Annotated in this window: 19 protein-coding genes; 17 read left to right on the forward strand and 2 right to left on the reverse strand. The window is 68.7% G+C overall.

Features of this window, described 5'->3' with window-relative positions; translation table 11 throughout:
* The first annotated feature begins 467 nt into the window (after positions 1–467).
* The 3 genes from ABZ281_RS10935 to ABZ281_RS10945 all read left to right on the forward strand — a co-directional run bounded on the left by ABZ281_RS10935 (position 468) and on the right by ABZ281_RS10945 (position 2,564).
* The gene (locus ABZ281_RS10935; protein ID WP_356654213.1) at positions 468–1,007 is read left to right on the forward strand and encodes a hypothetical protein; all 540 of its coding nucleotides are present in this window, start codon (positions 468–470) and stop codon (positions 1,005–1,007) included.
* 205 nt (positions 1,008–1,212) lie between these two features.
* Positions 1,213–1,665 carry a GntR family transcriptional regulator gene (locus ABZ281_RS10940; protein ID WP_356654215.1) on the forward strand — a complete coding sequence of 151 codons (453 nt, stop codon included), beginning with the start codon at positions 1,213–1,215 and terminating at the stop codon, positions 1,663–1,665.
* On the forward strand, positions 1,662–2,564 hold the full coding sequence (locus ABZ281_RS10945) for an aminoglycoside phosphotransferase family protein (RefSeq protein WP_356654217.1): 903 nt from the start codon (positions 1,662–1,664) through the stop codon (positions 2,562–2,564). Before ABZ281_RS10940 ends, ABZ281_RS10945 begins: the two co-directional genes overlap by 4 nt.
* Before the next feature lies 1 nt (position 2,565).
* Here ABZ281_RS10945 and ABZ281_RS10950 read toward each other — a convergent pair whose 3' ends face one another.
* Positions 2,566–3,096 carry a hypothetical protein gene (locus ABZ281_RS10950; RefSeq protein ID WP_356654219.1) on the reverse strand — a complete coding sequence of 177 codons (531 nt, stop codon included), beginning with the start codon at positions 3,094–3,096 and terminating at the stop codon, positions 2,566–2,568.
* 42 nt (positions 3,097–3,138) lie between these two features.
* Entirely contained in the window at positions 3,139–4,509 is a 1,371-nt protein-coding gene (locus ABZ281_RS10955) for a hypothetical protein (protein ID WP_356654221.1), read from the reverse strand.
* Between the two features lie 671 nt (positions 4,510–5,180).
* Between ABZ281_RS10955 and ABZ281_RS10960 the strand changes: the two genes are divergently transcribed.
* The 14 genes from ABZ281_RS10960 to ABZ281_RS11025 all read left to right on the forward strand — a co-directional run bounded on the left by ABZ281_RS10960 (position 5,181) and on the right by ABZ281_RS11025 (position 16,731).
* Positions 5,181–5,471, forward strand: coding sequence for a hypothetical protein (locus ABZ281_RS10960; RefSeq protein ID WP_356654247.1), 291 nt, complete (start codon positions 5,181–5,183; stop codon positions 5,469–5,471).
* Positions 5,468–5,917, forward strand: a complete 450-nt coding sequence (locus ABZ281_RS10965; protein WP_356654223.1) for a Pycsar system effector family protein — start codon at positions 5,468–5,470, stop codon at positions 5,915–5,917. The genes ABZ281_RS10960 and ABZ281_RS10965 overlap by 4 nt, the downstream gene beginning before the upstream one ends.
* On the forward strand, positions 5,914–7,032 hold the full coding sequence (locus ABZ281_RS10970) for a conjugal transfer protein (protein ID WP_356654225.1): 1,119 nt from the start codon (positions 5,914–5,916) through the stop codon (positions 7,030–7,032). The genes ABZ281_RS10965 and ABZ281_RS10970 overlap by 4 nt, the downstream gene beginning before the upstream one ends.
* The gene (locus tag ABZ281_RS10975; RefSeq protein WP_356654227.1) at positions 7,029–7,646 is read left to right on the forward strand and encodes a GGDEF domain-containing protein; all 618 of its coding nucleotides are present in this window, start codon (positions 7,029–7,031) and stop codon (positions 7,644–7,646) included. Before ABZ281_RS10970 ends, ABZ281_RS10975 begins: the two co-directional genes overlap by 4 nt.
* Positions 7,643–7,984, forward strand: a complete 342-nt coding sequence (locus ABZ281_RS10980; protein ID WP_356654229.1) for an RRQRL motif-containing zinc-binding protein — start codon at positions 7,643–7,645, stop codon at positions 7,982–7,984. Before ABZ281_RS10975 ends, ABZ281_RS10980 begins: the two co-directional genes overlap by 4 nt.
* 167 nt (positions 7,985–8,151) lie before the next feature.
* Positions 8,152–10,377: a cell division protein FtsK gene (locus ABZ281_RS10985; RefSeq protein WP_356654231.1), complete on the forward strand. Its 2,226-nt coding sequence runs from the start codon at positions 8,152–8,154 to the stop codon at positions 10,375–10,377.
* Positions 10,378–10,518: 141 nt separating this feature from the next.
* Entirely contained in the window at positions 10,519–10,770 is a 252-nt protein-coding gene (locus ABZ281_RS10990; protein ID WP_356654233.1) for a hypothetical protein, read from the forward strand.
* A gap of 19 nt (positions 10,771–10,789) precedes the next feature.
* Positions 10,790–10,984: a hypothetical protein gene (locus ABZ281_RS10995; RefSeq protein ID WP_356654235.1), complete on the forward strand. Its 195-nt coding sequence runs from the start codon at positions 10,790–10,792 to the stop codon at positions 10,982–10,984.
* A 15-nt stretch (positions 10,985–10,999) separates the two neighbouring features.
* A complete protein-coding gene (locus ABZ281_RS11000) occupies positions 11,000–11,467 on the forward strand; it encodes a hypothetical protein (RefSeq protein ID WP_356654237.1) in 468 nt (155 codons plus the stop codon).
* A gap of 11 nt (positions 11,468–11,478) precedes the next feature.
* On the forward strand, positions 11,479–11,946 hold the full coding sequence (locus ABZ281_RS11005; protein WP_356654239.1) for a hypothetical protein: 468 nt from the start codon (positions 11,479–11,481) through the stop codon (positions 11,944–11,946).
* Between the two features lie 89 nt (positions 11,947–12,035).
* Positions 12,036–12,959: a bifunctional DNA primase/polymerase gene (locus ABZ281_RS11010; protein WP_356654241.1), complete on the forward strand. Its 924-nt coding sequence runs from the start codon at positions 12,036–12,038 to the stop codon at positions 12,957–12,959.
* Positions 12,960–13,287: 328 nt separating this feature from the next.
* Complete coding sequence (locus ABZ281_RS11015; protein WP_356654249.1) at positions 13,288–14,835, forward strand: YfjI family protein; 1,548 nt, start codon at positions 13,288–13,290, stop codon at positions 14,833–14,835.
* A gap of 304 nt (positions 14,836–15,139) precedes the next feature.
* Entirely contained in the window at positions 15,140–15,364 is a 225-nt protein-coding gene (locus tag ABZ281_RS11020; protein ID WP_356654243.1) for an excisionase family DNA-binding protein, read from the forward strand.
* 83 nt (positions 15,365–15,447) lie between these two features.
* Positions 15,448–16,731, forward strand: coding sequence for a site-specific integrase (locus ABZ281_RS11025; protein WP_356654245.1), 1,284 nt, complete (start codon positions 15,448–15,450; stop codon positions 16,729–16,731).
* Positions 16,732–16,803 lie beyond the last annotated feature (72 nt).

Genomic DNA, 16,803 nt, shown 5'->3' on the forward strand with positions numbered 1-16,803 from the left:
CGGCGCTTCGTTTCGCCTGTTCAGGCGGCTGCGGAGGATACGAGATTCGAACTCGTGAGGGGTTGCCCCCAACACGCTTTCCAACTGTCCGCGTGGCCGTACAGGGGCGTCCGTGAGGGTTCGCGTGCCAGGTCAGAGGGGGTGTGCGTACGGCGGCGGACAGGGGCGGCCGTCGGTGCACTGGACAAAGACCAGGACAACGAGCAGCTCGGAGAGAGTCAGCTTGGCTACGGCTACTCGATCAAATCTGTGGTTCTGGGACTGCGGAAGCGCGCTCCGCGCGATGATAAGCGCATGACTGGGTGCAGTTCAGACAAAAGCCCAGGTCATACACGGTGATTCCGGGTGGTTCTGAACCGCCGGGAGCCAGGTGGTTCTGCCTTTCGGTTCCTCTGGAGGGACGGAACTGTCTGAACCGTTCCCGACAGCACCGAACCGGGCCTGACGAGAAGTGAAGGAGCTAGATCATGTATGACTGCGAGGGATGCGGACGATCCCGGCAGGGACTGTACTTCGGCTCCGGGATCGGCGAAGCGCAATGGTGGTGTTGGAGCTGCCAGAGCGCTGACCAGAAGGAACTGATCAGCTCTCTGGATGATCGCGCCCGGGGCGTGCTCGACCGCGACGCCGACGGCGTGCACTGGCCCTATGGCCCGAACATCTACGTCCAGATGCGCGCGGACCTGCTGGACTGGGCGGACCGGTACGACCTCAAGATCGGCAACACGGGGTGTCAGTCCGGGCTTCACTGGCTCGACAAGGGCCGCTGCGCCAAGAGGGAATGCCACGGCAAGCCGGGGTTCTACGACCACACGACCACGTGGCTTTCCCGGACCACCGGCAGGCCCGCCCTGGTCTTCAACCAGCCGTACGGGCACGTGGACCCGGCAGAGGTTCGGGAGTCCATCAGCGAGTACCCGTCTCTCACGGCCGAGGTTGGTCCGGAGAGTTGGTACGGCGCGGGCACCACGGGTGTCTACATCTGGAACGGCGGCAACCGCCCCTAGGCTTTCGGGCGCCACGAAGTCCGCGCATCGAAGGGCCCCACCTCGCGGTGGGGCCCTTCTGCGTCGTGCCCGGGGAAGCACTGGCGGAGAGTACGAGACCGGAACAGGGGAGGCGAGACCATCGGTCAGTCGCGGGGCACGTGGCAAAGTTGAATCCGTTAGGCGCCCACCGGGACGCCGGCGAGGCAGAGGAAGGGGAGGCCACGTGCCGCAGGGCAGTCCGCGAGGTACGTACTTGGAGGTCTCCGAATCCCTCCGCGAGAAGATCAGGCAGGGCGAGATCACTGAAGCGCTGCCGTCTCAGTCGGTACTCGCGAGCGAGTACGGCGTGAGCCGCAGCACCATCGAGCGGGCGCTTGCCGCGCTCAAGGGTGAGGGCGTCATCGAGTCGGTACAGGGTGCCGGGTGGTTCGTGGCGGGGACCGGCGACCGACGGCCGTTGGTCGAGAAGGTGACCGACCTGTTGCGGGCCGACGGGGTCAGGGTCGGAGATCGCTTCCCCACCGAGAAGGAGCTGTGCGAGCAGTTCGGAGCGTCGCGGACGGCCGTCCGTTCCGCCATAGCGCAGTTGGAGGGGCAAGGGCTCATCGGCAAAGGTGCTACACGCGGGCGGGAAGTCCGTGCATTGCCGGTCGGACGGGGGACTCAGACGGCATGACGACGACCGAACGAACCGAATTCGACGCTGACGCAGCGGGCGCCATCTTGCGCAAGGCGTGCGAGGTCGCGGACGTGGACCCGGGCGGAATTGAGATGCTGCGGCTTGGCGACCATGCGGTGTTCCGCGTGGACGGCGGCCGTATCGTCTCCCGGGTCGGCCGGAGTCCCGATCGGCTCACATCCGTGCGGAGGGAAGTGGCCGTGGCGGAGTGGCTCGCAGCCGAGGGATATCCGGCGGCGCGACTCGTCACGACAGCTGAACAGCCGGTCGTTATTCAGGGCCATCCGGTGACATTCTGGGAAGGTCTCTCCGACGGAGACACATACGCGAGTACAGGGGAAATGGGCGAACTGTTGCGGCGGCTTCACGACTTGGAACCGCCGCCTATTTCGCTCCCGCTCCTTCAGCCTTTTGACAAGGTGGCGCAGCGCTTGAAGCGTGCCGCCATCCCGGACACCACGCGCTCGTTTCTCCGGTCCATGGCCGACGATCTGATGGCCGAGTACAGCCGTCTTCGCTTCGCACTTCCGGCGGGCCATCTGCACGGTGACTTCAACGTCGGCAACGTCCTGCGTGACGCGGTCGGGCGTCCGAAGGTCATAGACCTGGACGGGTTCGTCGCGGGCCCCCGAGAGTGGGACCTTATGCAGACCGCCATGTATTACGACAGCTTCGGTTGGCACACAGAATCCGAGTACGCCGATTTCGTTGCCGGGTACGGGTTTGACGTACGGAAATGGTCCGGGTACGCCGTTCTCCGGAGTATTCGCGAACTCCTCATGGTCACCTGGCTTTCGCAAAACGCCGGCACCAATCCTCGTGCGGCCGACGAAGTGGCCAAGCGGGTGGAAACGCTGCGTTCGGGTGGCTCTCGCCGGACCTGGGCGCCATTCTAGTCTAGACGGATATAGACCTATGCAGTTCCTTACGGAGAACGTCGCGAATCTCTGCGACTGAGGATGCTATATGCTCCGTATATTCATCACGCCGCGTCACGTAGCGCGAGAGGTCGTGTAGACCATGAACATGCGCGGCGCGGGCCCATTCCTCAAGGTTCTCGAAGCAGAAGGCGCATAGATCTTCGAGGTCGCCAGCGGCTCTCCATATAGCTCCTCTCTCCTCCCTCTCCTCAAGTACCAGCAGGTCCCATGCGCGACGGATCTTAGAGAGCGCGGCCCGCGTGTCTGAAAGTTCATCATCTGATGGCGGGCGTTGAGAGTCGTTGTTAACTAGCTCCCAGAAGGTTGACAGCGCATCTAGGTAATTTGCGTAAGTGTTCCGACGGTGATCCCAGAAAGCCTGCTCTCGCTGGGCAAGTGCCGTCTTATTCACTTGCTTCATGGCTGCGGCGAAGGCGAGGGCCCCAACGGTGAGGGCGACAATAGCCCCCACGAGAGCTGCCAAGATGGCCGCGGTGGCGTCCGACATGCCCACCTCGAATTCCCCCGTCGTAAATGTCAGAACAGAACGTCACGCCTGTTGCCAGAGGCAGAAGCCACGGGCCTGCTCCTCGAACCCACGGAACTCCGTGGCCCGCCTCATCCCGGCCGTGACGCGTCCTTGAAATTCTCGCACGTACTGCACGCAGCGCGCAGACTTCAGACCTTCGCCGAGTTGCAGCGCACTCAGCGCGATATCAAATCCAGGGCCGATCTCCCCTTGGTTGATGTATGTCTCAGCCTGAACCATCGTCGCGAAGAAGTCGCTTCGGTTGTTCAGGCCGTCGCCGAAGATGGAGACCCCACCTCGCTGCGCAGCTTCGACGGAACGCCCCAGGTCGCGAAAGCAGTGGCCTATCTCGGCAGCAAGCTCCACTTCGTCGAAGTACGCGATGTACGGCGGGTCGCTGTCGGCCGTCCGCTGGTTAAGCCTGCTTTCCGCCTCCGCAAGGGCGAGGTCACAGCCACGCTCATCCCCGAGTCGGGCCAGTGCCCGTGCCTCCATCGCGCGGAACTGCGCGGCCATTGTCGGCCCCAGTGCAGGACCGGGACCGGTGTATGCGGCACGGGCGAGCGTCACAGCGTCCTGGTACCGCCCGAGGAACGTGGCCTGATGGCTCATGGCCGACAGGACGCTTCCGCCGAGAAGCCTGTCACCGGCCGCTTGCGTCATGCGAAGCGCCTGGATGAGGTACCGCTGAGCGATGCCGTGAAGGCCGCTGTCGTACGACATCCAGCCGGCGAGTAGGAGCGCTTCCGCCACGGCCGAGTGCAGTTGCCTGCCCACGTCGTCGGAGTACTTCCCGTCGAGCATCGGCCGGACATCCGTGTGCAGGTACTGGATCAGCGCCCGCCGGGCGTGCCCACCGCCGAACTTGCCGTCGAGCATGCTGAACGCGTCGGCTGTCGAGCGCACCATGTCCACGTCCACCGCGCCGACCGCCCGGTTGCCTGTCCGCGTCAGCTCTCCGTCCGGAGGGGCCACGATCCAGCGGAGGGACGCGGCGTTCCAAGCCGCAGAATCCGGCAGGGCCCGAACCAGCGTCTCAGCGTCGGCTAGGTCGGCACGCCAGAGGTCGGCCACGGTCTTGGCCGTGCTTTCCGGCCTGTCCGCGAAGTCAAGCCCCAACTCAGGCTGCACGGCCGACACTGCCGCGTCGCCCATTCCGATGTCATCGATCGTGAGGCGACGCCCCACCTTGCGCCCGATCGCGTCGGCAATGAACTGCGGCATGTTGCCGCGCGGGATGGAGCCCTTGAGCCACCTGGTCACGTACGTGTGGTCACAGGTGACGTCCTCGCCTGACTGAGCGGCAGCGGTGACCACCGCGCGAGCAAGGGACTTGTGGGAGAAGTCGGCTTCCTGCATGAGCGCGGCCAGTCCGGCGTTCCGGTCTGCCATCGAACCCCCAGAGAGCGGCCGTAGTACCAGCTTGACTCATCGTCACTCTACGCAGGTCAGAGCCATGATGCAGAGGGTTTGCACGTCGGAGTGCACGAGTGCACCCCCAAGTACACGCTCCCGAAATCCCCGTCATCTGGCGACAGTTGAATCACCACCGCACGAGAAGGCTGGCGGGTCCGAGTCGAAAACCACGGGTTGACGGCGCGGAATCCATCTGCCAACGTGAGTGGTAGGTAATACACACCACGCAGAGATGCGGGGAGTGTGCACCGTCCGTGCACCGCCCGGAGGGCCCTCGAAAGGGGTTCAAAGGCAGCGACGGTTCCTTGAGAACTCAACAGAGGACGCACCGCAACCTGCACACGGGAAGAGCGGCCGTCAGATTCATGCAGGCAACAGCGATAAGCCGTAGGCCCTGCCGCACACGAGAGCAGCAAGCACCTTCTCCCCACGCCGCCCCTACCGGGCGGGCGGAGCCGATACGTGCGGTGAGACAAGGGCAAAGATCGCGGGCCCCGTAGGCATTGACCGGTTCGAGTCCGGTCCGGGGCACTTGGCCCGCCGCTACGTGCGGCGTTGGCCCTCAATCCGGTGCGGCGGCTCCCGGACAAGGACAACCCGCCGCCCCGGTCTCCATCCCGACATCCAAGGAGAGACCCACCATGCGTATGCGCACCTTCGTCGCCGGCCAGGAGGCCCACGGCGACATCGAGTTCGCGGAACTGGCGCTCGGCATCGACATCGACCTGTTCCGGGGACCGCTGGAGTTCGAGACGGACGGCGAGCGTGCCGCCCGTGAGGACGCGGCCCGTGACGTCCTCGCCGACCTGTGCGCGGAGGCGGAGGCCGGTGACGAGATCGCCGGTTGGGACGCCCTGTACGCGGACGCGCTGACCCGCACGGTGCCGTTCCTGCGTACGGTTCGCGGCCACCGGTCGGGGACGGGGGAAGCGGCATGAGCGCCGTGACACAGAACCTGACGACCGCGCACGCCGAAGTGAAGGCGGAGATTGCGCGGACCGACGCCAAGACCGCGCTGCTGCTGGCGTTCGTCGGCGCGGTGCTCGCCGGCGCCTGGACGGTCGCCCGTGACCTGCCCCTGAACGTTCCCGCGTACGTGGCCGGCGGGTTGGGGATGACGCTGCTGATCGGGGCGGCGGGGCTGCTGCTGCGGTCGGTGCGCCCGAACCTGGGCGGACGGCACGGCTTCCCGCTCTGGGCCACGCTCACCCCCGAGCAGATCACCGACACCGCTGTTTCCCGGGATCTCGCCGCTGACATCGCGGGTCTGTCCCGTCTGGCGGTCGCCAAGTTCACCTGCCTGCGCCGGGCGGTCGACCTGACGTGCGCTGGCGGCGCGCTGCTCATCGTGGCCGTCGTGTTCGCCCTGGGGGGTGCGGCATGAGTGAGACTCGCAAGCCTCTGACGAAGGTGCAGATCGGTGTTCTGGCGGCCGCGTTCGTGCCGATGCTCGCCACGGGCGTGGTCGGCGGGATCGGCACGTACAGCAACATCGGTCACGCCTACGGCACGGGGACCGCGCTCGGTGCGCTCGGTGCCGGCGAGGGCGCCACGGCCGTGCTCGCCCTGGTGTTGCTGGGGCTGACCATGCTGGGCCAGTCCTCGCCGCGGGTCGTACGGATCGGGCTGTGGGCCTTGCCGGCCGCCGCCGCCGTCATGGGCGCCATGGCCGCGCCGGACCCGGGCCGCACGGTCGTCTACGCGCTGACCCCGATGGGCATGTCTGTCTCGGCTGAGGGCATGGCGTTCCTCGCGCGTCGGATCGTCGTTCACACCGACGGCCGTGACGCGGAGAACGAGCGCCGCACCGCCGACGTCGTCCAGGCCCTCGCCTACCACCGGGCGCGTGCCGCGCACCACCCGGTGAGCCGGGTGCGGAAGCGGTCCGATCGGGCGTCGTGGCGTCTGGCCCGCCGGGCCGGGGTCGGGGACGCTGCGCTCGGATCGAGGCTGCTGGACGTCCAGCGCGACCGGATCACCGACGGCGCGAACGCGGCCCTTGCGTCGATGTTCGGCACCGCCTCCCCGATTCCTGCCGTAGTCACGAATGCGGAGGAATCGACCGGAAGTAGTCGAGAACGGTCTACCTCTGACCTGCCTGTATCGGCCCCGGCCACGGTCACCCTGACGCGGCTTGCGGTGCCCGATGCGGTGCCGGTCGACCTCGGTAAGTCGGGCGGCGGCATGAAGCCGATACCCGCCGTCACACCCACGGTGAAGCCGGTCCCGATCGCCCCGACACCCGCCCGTTCGGTCCCGGCCGCGTCGACCGCGCCGCGTCGGGCGACGGGCCGTGTTCCGGTCGCCGCCAAGTCGACCCGCACCCGCCGCACTCCCGAACAGCTCATGGCGGAAGCGCGCAAGGCGACGGCCGGATGGACTGACGCTGAGGTGACCGGGGAGGGCATCCGCCGGGCCCTGCGCACCTCGCCGGCGAACGCCCGCAAGCTGCGTGACGCCCTGCTCGCCGAACGCGCCACCACGGCGGTGACGCCGTGAGCACCCTCGCCGCGCTCTTACCGGCCGTGCCGCCCGTCATCGGGTGGGCGGTACACGCCCGCTGGTTGCACGGACGGCTGACCACGGCCCGCCGTGACCCGCTCACCGGCCTGTGGACGCGAGACGCGTTCACGCGGCGGGCCCGCCGTCTGCTGCGCGACCCGCGCGCCGTGATCGTGCTCGCGGACGTCGACCACTTCAAGCAGATCAACGACACCCACGGCCACGCCGCCGGTGACGCGCTGCTCGCCACGGTCGCCGCCCGCCTCGCCCACGGCACCACCCCCGGCGGTGTCGCGGGACGGCTCGGTGGGGACGAATTCGCCGCCGTCGTCGTCGACCGAGACGGCACGGCCGCCGACCGGCTCCACACCCTCGCCCGCGTGCTCGCCCGCCCGGTCGACACCGCACCCGACGTGCACACCACGGTGTCGCTGGGGTGGGTACGGGCCGCCGACCACCCGGGCGAGGACCTGTCCGCGCTGCTGCGCCGCGCTGATGAGGCCATGTACGCGGCCAAGCGGTCCGGCCGGTCCGGACCCCGCCGGGCCCGTCTCGGGCGGCTGCTCGGGTCGGTGACCGGCCGCCGACCCGGACGGCGCGGCGCGGCATGAGCACGCTGCCGGTCTTCCGGTGGCACCTCGCCCCGGACGGCTACGCCACCCGCCGCCAACTGCGGGCCCGCGACCTGCGCCCCGGTGGTCAGGACGTCGCCGCCCAGCTCGAACGCCCCCGACGGCGGGGCCGCCCGCCGCTGGTCGCCTACCTGTACCGCGTCGACCTCGCGAAACCGGTCCGGCCGATGACCCCGGGCCGGTGGCGGGCCCACGCCGCGATGATGCGCGCCCGCCGCACCTGCCCCGAGTGCCACCAGGACGCCGGATACGTCATCCCGCCCACGCTCGGAACCTGCGTGACCTGCGCCTTCCCCGAGGAACACCGCGCCGCCTGAGCACGACCAGCACGACGAACACAAAGCATGAGGCCATGGCCAGAACTATCAGGAAGTCGTGATAGTTACGGCCCTTCCACGGCCTCACGATCGATCCCGGGTCCGGCCGCCCGACCTTCCACAGCAAGCCGGCCGGACCCTTCGACTCCCGAAGGAGTGCGTACATCGTGACGGAAACCACCGCCTTCCCGCCCCCTCAGGGCCCGGAGGACGCCGAACAGCCGACGGCCGACATCGTGCCGTTCCCGCTGAAGAAGACCGACCCCACCGACACGGCTGCGCCGGCCGGTGTGGTGAAGCCGGGGGAGTGGGAGGCCGAACTCCCCGACACCGACGACCCGGAGGCCGAGGGACTGAGCGAGGGGGCGCCGGTCGACCCGCCGCGCGAGGTCTACCCGCCCTCGGTCGCGGAATGGATGGAGGCCAAGGACAAGGCCCGTATGCCGGTGCTGCCGCACTGGGTGAAGCTCCCCGACCAGCGCAAGGCCGTCCGCAAGTGGGCGATCCGGCACTACTCCGCCGTGGCCGGCTACCACGCGGTCCGGTTGCCGCTCGTGTACACGCCGAAGGTCTGCATGTACTCGCCGCGCGGTGCGTGGCGGTGGTCGACCGCGATCGGCCGGTGGGTGTTCGACTCGGAGGGCAAGTCGCTGCGCCTGGCGTCCGTGGCCAACGAGGACGCGGCGGAGTACCTGAAGCTGTCGCGGCAGCGCAACGACCGCGTCCGACTGCGGGGGATCGTGGCGACGATCGCCGGATTCGTCGGCCTGGCCGCCGCGCTGACCCTGTACGTCATGGCGCCGTCCTGGCTGCTCATGCTGGCCGTGGCGACGCTGACCACCACCCTTGGTGTGGTCGGGGCGCCGGCGGACCGGCCGCTCATCGACATGGCCAAGGTGACGTTCCGCAAGCGGCGGCTGTCCTCGGACATCGTCATCCGCGCTCACGAGGCGTCCGGGCTGACCACTAAGGATCAGACGATTGCCTTCCCGCGGCCGATCGGCCGGGACGGCTACGGCTGGCGCGTGATCGTCGACCTGCCGTACGGCAAGACCTTCGAGGACGCGGTCAAGGCTCACGCCCGCCTCGCCTCCGGCATGGACATCGCCCCCACTCAACTCTTCCTGGACAAGGACGAGACGAGCGGGCGGCGGGTGTCGTACTGGATCGCCGACCGTGACCCGCTCGCCGTCCCGTCGGGCAAGTCCCCGCTGCTGGGGGCGACACGGGTGGACTTCTGGAAGCCGTTCCCGTGGGGTGTCGACGAGCGCGGCAACCCGGTCATGGCCACGATGCTGTGGCTGTCGCTGCTGGTCGGAGCCGTTCCCCGGCAGGGCAAGACGTTCTCCGCCCGCACGATCGCCCTCGCCGCCGCGCTGGACCCGTACGTGCGCCTGTACGTGTTCGACGGCAAGGCGTCGCCGGACTGGCGGAAGTTCGCCCTGGTCGCGCACCGCATCGGGTTCGGCATCGTGCCGAAGAACGGGTTCGACCCGGTTCAGCACCTGCTGACCTCGCTGCGGGAACTCAAGGCGGACGTCGAGGACCGGTACCACCGGCTGTCCGAACTGCCGCTGCACGTCTGCCCGGAGGGCAAGCTCACCCCGGAGATCAGCCGGGACAAGAAGCTCAACATGCCTCTCACGCTGTTCGTGGTGGACGAGGTGCAGGAGTACCTGACCCACCCCGAGCACGGCAAGGAAATCCTGTCCCTGATGGTCTACCTCGCCCGGGTCGCCCCGGCCGTCGGTGTCTCGGTGATGACCGCGACGCAGAAGCCGGACGACAAGGCGTGCCCCTCGGAGCTGCGTGACCAGCATCAGGCCCGGTTCGCCCTGCGGGTCGGCGCCTACCAGGTCTCCGACACCATCCTCGGTGCCGGGTCGTACTCGGAGGGCCTGGACGCGTCCAAGCTGCTCAAGTCCCACAAGGGCGTCGGTCTGCTCAAGGGCATGTCCGACGACTCCGGGATCGTGCGGACCTACCTCGCCGACGGCCGCGACGCCGACCGCATCCTGACCCGTGCCGCCGCGCTGCGCGAGGCCGAAGGGACGCTGTCGGGTGACGCGGCCGGCGAGGTCCCGGCCCCGGAGACGTCCGCGACGATCCTTGACGACGTCGCGGCCGTCCTGGGCAAGGGCGAGGCCAAGGTGTGGTCCGAAACGGTCGTAGACCGTCTCGCCGACCTGCGCCCGGACGTCTACGGCCCGTGGGCCGAACTGGAGCCCAAGCCCAAGGCCGAAGCGCTCACCGCCGCGCTCAAGCCGTTCGGCATCGGCACCGTGCAGATCAGCCGGCGCATCGACGGCGAACAGGTCAACAAGCGCGGCATCAAGCGCGACGACATCGCCACCGCGATTACGGAGCGCAACAAGAAGCGGGACGCCGGATAGGTCTCGGAGGGCGCTACCGGTAGCGGCAGACGTCGCTACCGGTAGCAACCCTGCTAGCGACCGAAACCGCCCCTGATCAGGTCGCTAGCACGTAGCGGCCGACCTGCGGAAACCCCCTTCAACCCCTCTGAGAGGCCCCTGATGAGCCTTGCAGCGCTCGCTACCGCATTCCTGCTGTTCGTCACCCTCGGTTACATCGTCAAGTGCTGGCTGAGCCCGTTCGGGGACTGCCGCAAGTGCGACGGCATGGGCCACGGCTTCAAGACCGACCGCAAGGGCAAGACCCGGCGCGGCAAGGACTGCCGCCGCTGCGACGCCACCGGCAAGCGCATACGCGTCGGCCGCTGGATCTACAACCGCGCCGCGCGCACCTACCGCGCCGGCACCCGCTGACCACCGCTCCGGAGGCCTCATGGTCATCACCATCCCGCTCGTACTGCTGCTCGCCGTCGCCCTGCTGCTGTTGCTGCGCTTCAAGGCGGTCGGCGCCGGCGTGGCCGTCGTCGTCGCGCTCTTCGGCTTCTACCTCGCCGACACCGGTGCGGCCGACACCGTCAACCAGCTCGTCACCGCCGTCACCGGCGCCCTCGCCGACGCCGGCCGCTAGTAGGGAGACCAGGACGTGAACGAACCCACCGCGTACGGCCACCGCGCCGGACACGAGACGGCGGCCGTGGAAGTCCACACCCCGACGCCCCTCGCCCCCATGCACACCGCCCCGCTCGTGCCCGTGCAGCCGGGCACCATCCCGACGGTGGCGAGCGTGGTCCTGCCCGACGGCCGCGTCATCACCGGCTACGCCATCGAGCCCGCCAAGCCCGAACCGGTCGCGCACAAGCCGGCCGTCTCCCGGACGGCGGTGAACATCGCGCTCGGGGGTGTCGGGTTCCTCGCCGTGTGCGGCGGACTGCTCATGCTCACCACGTTCATCGCCGCCCTGACCGCCCTGGTGACTCAACTCGTCATCCTCGCCGCCGTCATCTTCGGCGGCTGGATCGCCGTGCAGGTGTTCAGCGCGAGCGGCCACGGCGGCGGAACCACGGTCAACATCCGCAAAGCCGTCATCAAGCGCAACAAGTTCTACGGCTGACAGGAGCCCCCGTGTTCGAGATCCGCGTCATCTGCGACCCCGCCGACACCGACCGCGTCACCACCGCACTGACCACCACGTTCGCCACCGGCAACGTGCGCCGGTACCCGACCCGCGACGGCAAGCGCACCCGCCTCTACCTCACCGCCGACCACCGCCCCACCCCGGCGGACTGGCCCACCCCCGAGCAGGCATACGCGGGCGCCCCGAGCATCAACAGCGAGATCGGATGGATCTCCCACAGCCTCGCCGACGCTGAGTGCTTCACCGAGCTGGACCGGGAGTTCTACCTGCGCAAGGCCGCTCTGCTCGACCGCATCGCTCTGCTCGACGAGCCCGATGCCCCGGACGGTGATGCCACCGAGACCGCGCAGGCGGCGGCCGTGTTCCTGCTCGACATGGACCAGCCGGGCGCCATCTGCGATCCGCGCGCTTACGTCCGTCAGCAGTACGTGCACACGCTCACCGACTGCCAGTAGCTACGCCCGAGGGCGGCGGCTCCCGGACAAGGACAACTCGCCGCCCTCGGTCTCCCTATCCCGACGTTGCAGAACAGGAGACCTACAGCATGACACCTGACTGCAAGGCCCGGCGTCCCGTCGACGGGGATCACCCGGACGGGAACCACCTGCACACCGCGCTCCAACTCGCGGCGGCCGGCGTTCCGGTCCTGCCGCTACGGCAGGGCAAGATTCCGTTCGGCAACTGCCGTTCCTGCACGGGCCGCCCGCCCCGGTGCGGCGGCCGGCCCAACATGAAAGCGGCGGGCCCCTGTCAGTGCCCGGCCCCGTGCCACGCGTGGGCCGCTGCGACCACCGACCCGCACATTCTCACCTCGCCCGTGTGGGCGCCGGTGTGGCGTGAGGCCGTGGCCGTCGCCTGCCACCCCGGAGGGGCGGGGCTCACCGTCGTCGACCTGGACAACGCGGCGGCCGTCGCATGGGCCTGCGAGAGCCTGCCCGCCACCCGCGTCGTGCAGACGACGCGCGGTGAGCACTGGCTCTACCGGGGCGCCATGCCGTCCGCGAATGCGCTCCGGCCGGGTGTCGACGTCAAGTCGCTCATGCAGTACGCCCGTTGGCTCGGACCCGGAACCGGCCGCATGGCCGTTCTCCCGGCGGCCGTGCGCGCCCTGCTGGTGAAGGAAGAGACCACCCCCGCCCCGGGGGAGGTGGCATCTTCTCTTCCCGCCCGCGCTACGTGGTCGCGGCAGGTGGCCACCGGGTGCCGCCACACAGAGCGCTACGTCCGCACGGGTCTGGAACGCGGCCTCGCCCTCGTGCGTGCCCGCACCGAATCCGGTGCCGGATCTCAGGCGTTCGGCGTCGCTCGGTTCCTCGCCGCACAACACGCTGCGTGTCCCGGACCGTGCGGCCTCGCCGCGATCGGTGAGGAGATCGTGTCCGCCGCTGTCTTGGTGGGCGTCCCGGAGACCTACGCGCGCCGCGCGGTCGCCAACGGCCTTGAGACGGCTGTGGAGCGTGCGGCATGAACAAAGCATCCCGAACCGCCGCGAACAGCCCTCAGGGCGCCGTACAGCGCTCGCCACGGCCGACCGTGGGCGAACCGAAGGGCGTCGCCCGTAAGGGCGTCCTTTCTGCCGTTGGTTCTGACCCGCAGACGGTCACCGTCACCGGCATCGCTCCGGGGCTTCGGATCCAGTGCGAGGGCGTACCCGTCGCGGACTGGCTCTGTGTCTGTGGACATCACGAACGAGCCCGGGGCCGTGCCGCCGTCATCAGGCTGACCGCCCGCGTCATCGTCGGCGTCTGCCCCCACACCACTGCCGAAGGGAGGGCGGCCTCATGACTCCACAGTCTGTGGACAGCCCCGACCTCTGGGCCGGACTGCCCACCCTGGAAGACCCGCACGGCGAGGACGACACGGCACCGGACGTGTGGGAGGACCCCATCCCCCTCACCGGCCGCCGGGAGCGTCCGCCGTTCCCCGCCCACGTCTTGCCCACCTGGCTGGGGGAGTTCGTGGCGGCCGTAGCGGAGGAGACGCAGACACCGGTGGACCTCGCCGGATCGGTCGCCCTTGCCGTGCTCGCCACGGCGGCCGGCGGCCGGTCGGTGGTCCACGTTCGCGGGAACTGGCGTGAGCCGACCAACCTGTACACGGTGGTCGCGCTCCCGCCGGCCAACCGCAAGTCCGCCGTCTTCGCGCTGCTGACCAACCCTCTCTACGAGGCTGAGAAACAGCTCAAGACCGCGATGCAGCCCGTGATCGTGGAAGCGGAGCTAACGGCGAGGTTGGCCAAGGAAGCGGCGGACAAGGCCGCCGCCAAGGCCGCGTCCGCCGACGGCGACAAGCGCGATGAGATGGTGGCCACCGCGGTGGGCCTCGCACAGACCGCCGACACACTCACGGTCCCTGCCGAACCGGTGCTGTTGGCAGATGACTCGACACCCGAGACGGTCACCTCACTCATGTCCGAGCAGGGTGGTCGGCTGTCGGTGATGAGTGCTGAGGGCGGCATCTTCGACATCATCGCCGGCCGCTACTCCGGCGCCCCCAACATGGAAGTCTTCCTCAAGGGGCACGCGGGGGACCGGCTAAGGGTGAACCGGCAAACCCGCCGCGAGTACATCGACGCCCCCGCGCTGACCATCGGTCTCGCTGTACAGCCGGACGTGCTGCGGGACATCGGGAAGGTGAAGGGGTTCGAGGGACGCGGACTGCTGGCCCGCTTCCTGTACTCCCTGCCGGTGTCCACGGTCGGTGACCGCGAGATCATCACCGACCCGGTGCCGGAGGAGACGGCCGCCGCCTACACCGCCCGGGTCATCGACCTCACCCTGTCTCTGGCCGAGTGGACCGACCCCGCTGTCATCCAGCTCACCCCGGAAGCGGACGCAGCACTGATCACGTATCAGAAGCGCATTGAGCCGCAGCTCAAGGCACGTGGCGGCAAGCTGGGGCACATCTCCAACTGGGCTGGAAAGCTTGCCGGGGCGACCGCCCGTATGGCTGCGCTGCTGCACCTCGCCGAACACGGCGGCAATGGCTACGCCCACCCGGTCACCGAAGACACCATGCGCGCGGCCATCGAGCTGGGGGAGTACTACACCGCCCATGCCCTCGCCGCGTTCGACGTCATGGGAGCCGACAACACCACCGCGCGCGCTCAAAGCGTCCTGGAAGCGCTGCGCACCCACCGGTGGACCGAAGTCAGCAAGCGCGACCTGATGGTCAAGCTCTCCCGCTCCGAGTTCCCCACCGCTGCGGACTTGGACCCGACGCTGACCCTGCTGGAAGACCACGGCTACGTGCGGGCACAACCCACCGTCCGCACCGGAGGTCGCGGCCGGCCGCCCTCGCCGCGCTACCTGGTACACCCCCGGCTGACCGACCCGACCACCTGAGACCGCCCACAGAAACCACAGAATCACAGAAATACCCGCCGTGTGCCCCTGACCTGCGCAGACAGTCAGGGCGGGGGCACACGGCGTCCTGCCACGGAAACCCGCAGAGAAGCCACAGAAATAGGCCCGACCCGGCCGGGCCGGACCGGCCCCCTTATTTCTGTGGGACCTTCGGTGATTTCTGTGGCAGCGGCCACCGCGCAGTATCGCCGCAGGTCAGAGCCGCTACCCCAGGTTTCTGTGTATTTCGTGGTTTCTGTGGCGGCACTCCCCGTGAACCTCTGACCCGCCTAGGGAGCGAATCGTGAACCACCACGGAACCCCGGCGCCCATCGACGACGACCCCACGTTGGTTCTCCTCACCGTCGAAGAGGCCGCCCGCCGCCTCCGTATCGGCCGGACCACGTGCTACGGGCTCATCCGCTCTGGAGAGCTGGAGTCCGTACCCGTCGGCCGTCTCCGGCGAGTACCCGCCGACGCGGTACCCGAGTTTGTCACCCGTCTCCGTACCGCCCAACGCGCCGCTTGACGACGCCCGGGGCGGCGACTCCCGGACAAGGACAACCCCGCCGCCCCGGTCCCATCCCGACACCAAGAAACAGGAGCCTGCCTGTGGCAGAGAAGAAGAAGGGCACCCGCCGCGCCAACGGCGAATCGGCCATCTACTACGGGGCGGATGGTCGTTGGCACGCGCGCGTCCCGATGGGCTACAAGGACAATGGGGAGCCCTACCGCCGACACATCACGCGCAAGACGCGCGATGACCTGGTTGAGGAAGTCAAGAAGCTGGAGAAGCAGCGCGACGCGGGTTCGGCGCAGCAGCCGGGCAAGGCGTGGACGGTTGAGAAGTGGCTTCAGCACTGGGTGGAGAACATCGCCAAGCCGACGGTGAGCGAGAACACGTACGACGGCTACGAGGTGGCCGTTCGCGTGCACCTCGTGCCCGGCGTCGGCAAGCATCGCCTTGACCGCTTGCAGCCCGAGCACCTGGAAAGCCTGTACCGCCGCATGCAGGCGAACGGGGAGCGCAAGGCCGGTACGGCTCACCAGGCGCACCGCACCGCCCGGACCGCGTTGGGGGAGGCCGTACGGCGCGGCTACGCGGCGAAGAACGCCGCCGCGCTGGCGAAGCCACCACGGATGGAAGAGGACGAATCCGAGGTAGAGCCCTACTCCGTGGAAGAGGTTCAGTGCCTGCTGCTCGAAGCTAATAAGCGTCGGAACAGTGCCCGCTGGATGCTGGCACTGGCGCTCGGATTGCGGCAGGGCGAGACGCTGGGATTGCGCTGGTCTGACGTCGACCTCGCCAACGAGTACTTGAAACTGCGCCGGAACCGTCTGCGCCCCAGGTACGAGCACGGGTGCCCGGAATCCTCACCGTGCGGCCGGAAGGCGGGGTACTGCCCGGACAAGGTCCAGGTCCGGCGTGAGACTAAGAACACCAAATCCCGCGCCGGCCGCCGCGCCGTGCCCCTGCCGGGCCCGCTGGTCGCCATGCTGCGCGCACACGCCGAGACGCAAGAGCGCGAGCGCAAGGCGGCCGGCGACCTGTGGGTCGAGTCGGACTACGTGTTCACCAAGCCGCTGGGCGGCCCCCTCAGTCCGAACACGGACTATCACGACTGGAAGCGGCTGCTGGGAGACGCGGGGGTCCGGAACGCTCGGCTGCACGACGCCCGCCACACGGCCGCCACCGTGCTCATGCTGCTCGGTGTCCCGGACCGCGTCATCGATCAGATCATGGGTTGGGAGCCGGGCACCTCCGCGAGCATGCGGGCGCGCTACCTCCACGTGCCGGACGCCATGCTCAAGGATGTGGCCCGGAAGATCGCCGATGCCATCTGGGGAGCCCCGGAAGCACCCGCTGTGGACAAAAACCAGGACAACGAGGGCTGAGACACGTCGAAGGGCCCCACCCCGAACCGCGGGGGCCGTCGCGATATTGGGCGCGGAGGGTCTGGGGGGGGA

The sequence above is a fragment of the Streptomyces sp. NPDC006265 genome, assembly GCF_040613555.1.
Taxonomy (GTDB): domain Bacteria; phylum Actinomycetota; class Actinomycetes; order Streptomycetales; family Streptomycetaceae; genus Streptomyces.

Bases quoted from the DNA above. Each gene is read 5' to 3' on its own strand.
- ABZ281_RS10995 (WP_356654235.1), top strand. From the start codon at position 10,790: ATGGTCATCACCATCCCGCTCGTACTGCTGCTCGCCGTCGCCCTGCTG.
- ABZ281_RS10990 (WP_356654233.1), top strand. From the start codon at position 10,519: ATGAGCCTTGCAGCGCTCGCTACCGCATTCCTGCTGTTCGTCACCCTC.
- ABZ281_RS10950 (WP_356654219.1), bottom strand. From the start codon at position 3,096: ATGTCGGACGCCACCGCGGCCATCTTGGCAGCTCTCGTGGGGGCTATT.
- ABZ281_RS10965 (WP_356654223.1), top strand. From the start codon at position 5,468: ATGAGCGCCGTGACACAGAACCTGACGACCGCGCACGCCGAAGTGAAG.
- ABZ281_RS11010 (WP_356654241.1), top strand. From the start codon at position 12,036: ATGACACCTGACTGCAAGGCCCGGCGTCCCGTCGACGGGGATCACCCG.
- ABZ281_RS10960 (WP_356654247.1), top strand. From the start codon at position 5,181: ATGCGCACCTTCGTCGCCGGCCAGGAGGCCCACGGCGACATCGAGTTC.
- ABZ281_RS10945 (WP_356654217.1), top strand. From the start codon at position 1,662: ATGACGACGACCGAACGAACCGAATTCGACGCTGACGCAGCGGGCGCC.
- ABZ281_RS10980 (WP_356654229.1), top strand. From the start codon at position 7,643: ATGAGCACGCTGCCGGTCTTCCGGTGGCACCTCGCCCCGGACGGCTAC.
- ABZ281_RS10935 (WP_356654213.1), top strand. From the start codon at position 468: ATGTATGACTGCGAGGGATGCGGACGATCCCGGCAGGGACTGTACTTC.
- ABZ281_RS10955 (WP_356654221.1), bottom strand. From the start codon at position 4,509: ATGGCAGACCGGAACGCCGGACTGGCCGCGCTCATGCAGGAAGCCGAC.
- ABZ281_RS10970 (WP_356654225.1), top strand. From the start codon at position 5,914: ATGAGTGAGACTCGCAAGCCTCTGACGAAGGTGCAGATCGGTGTTCTG.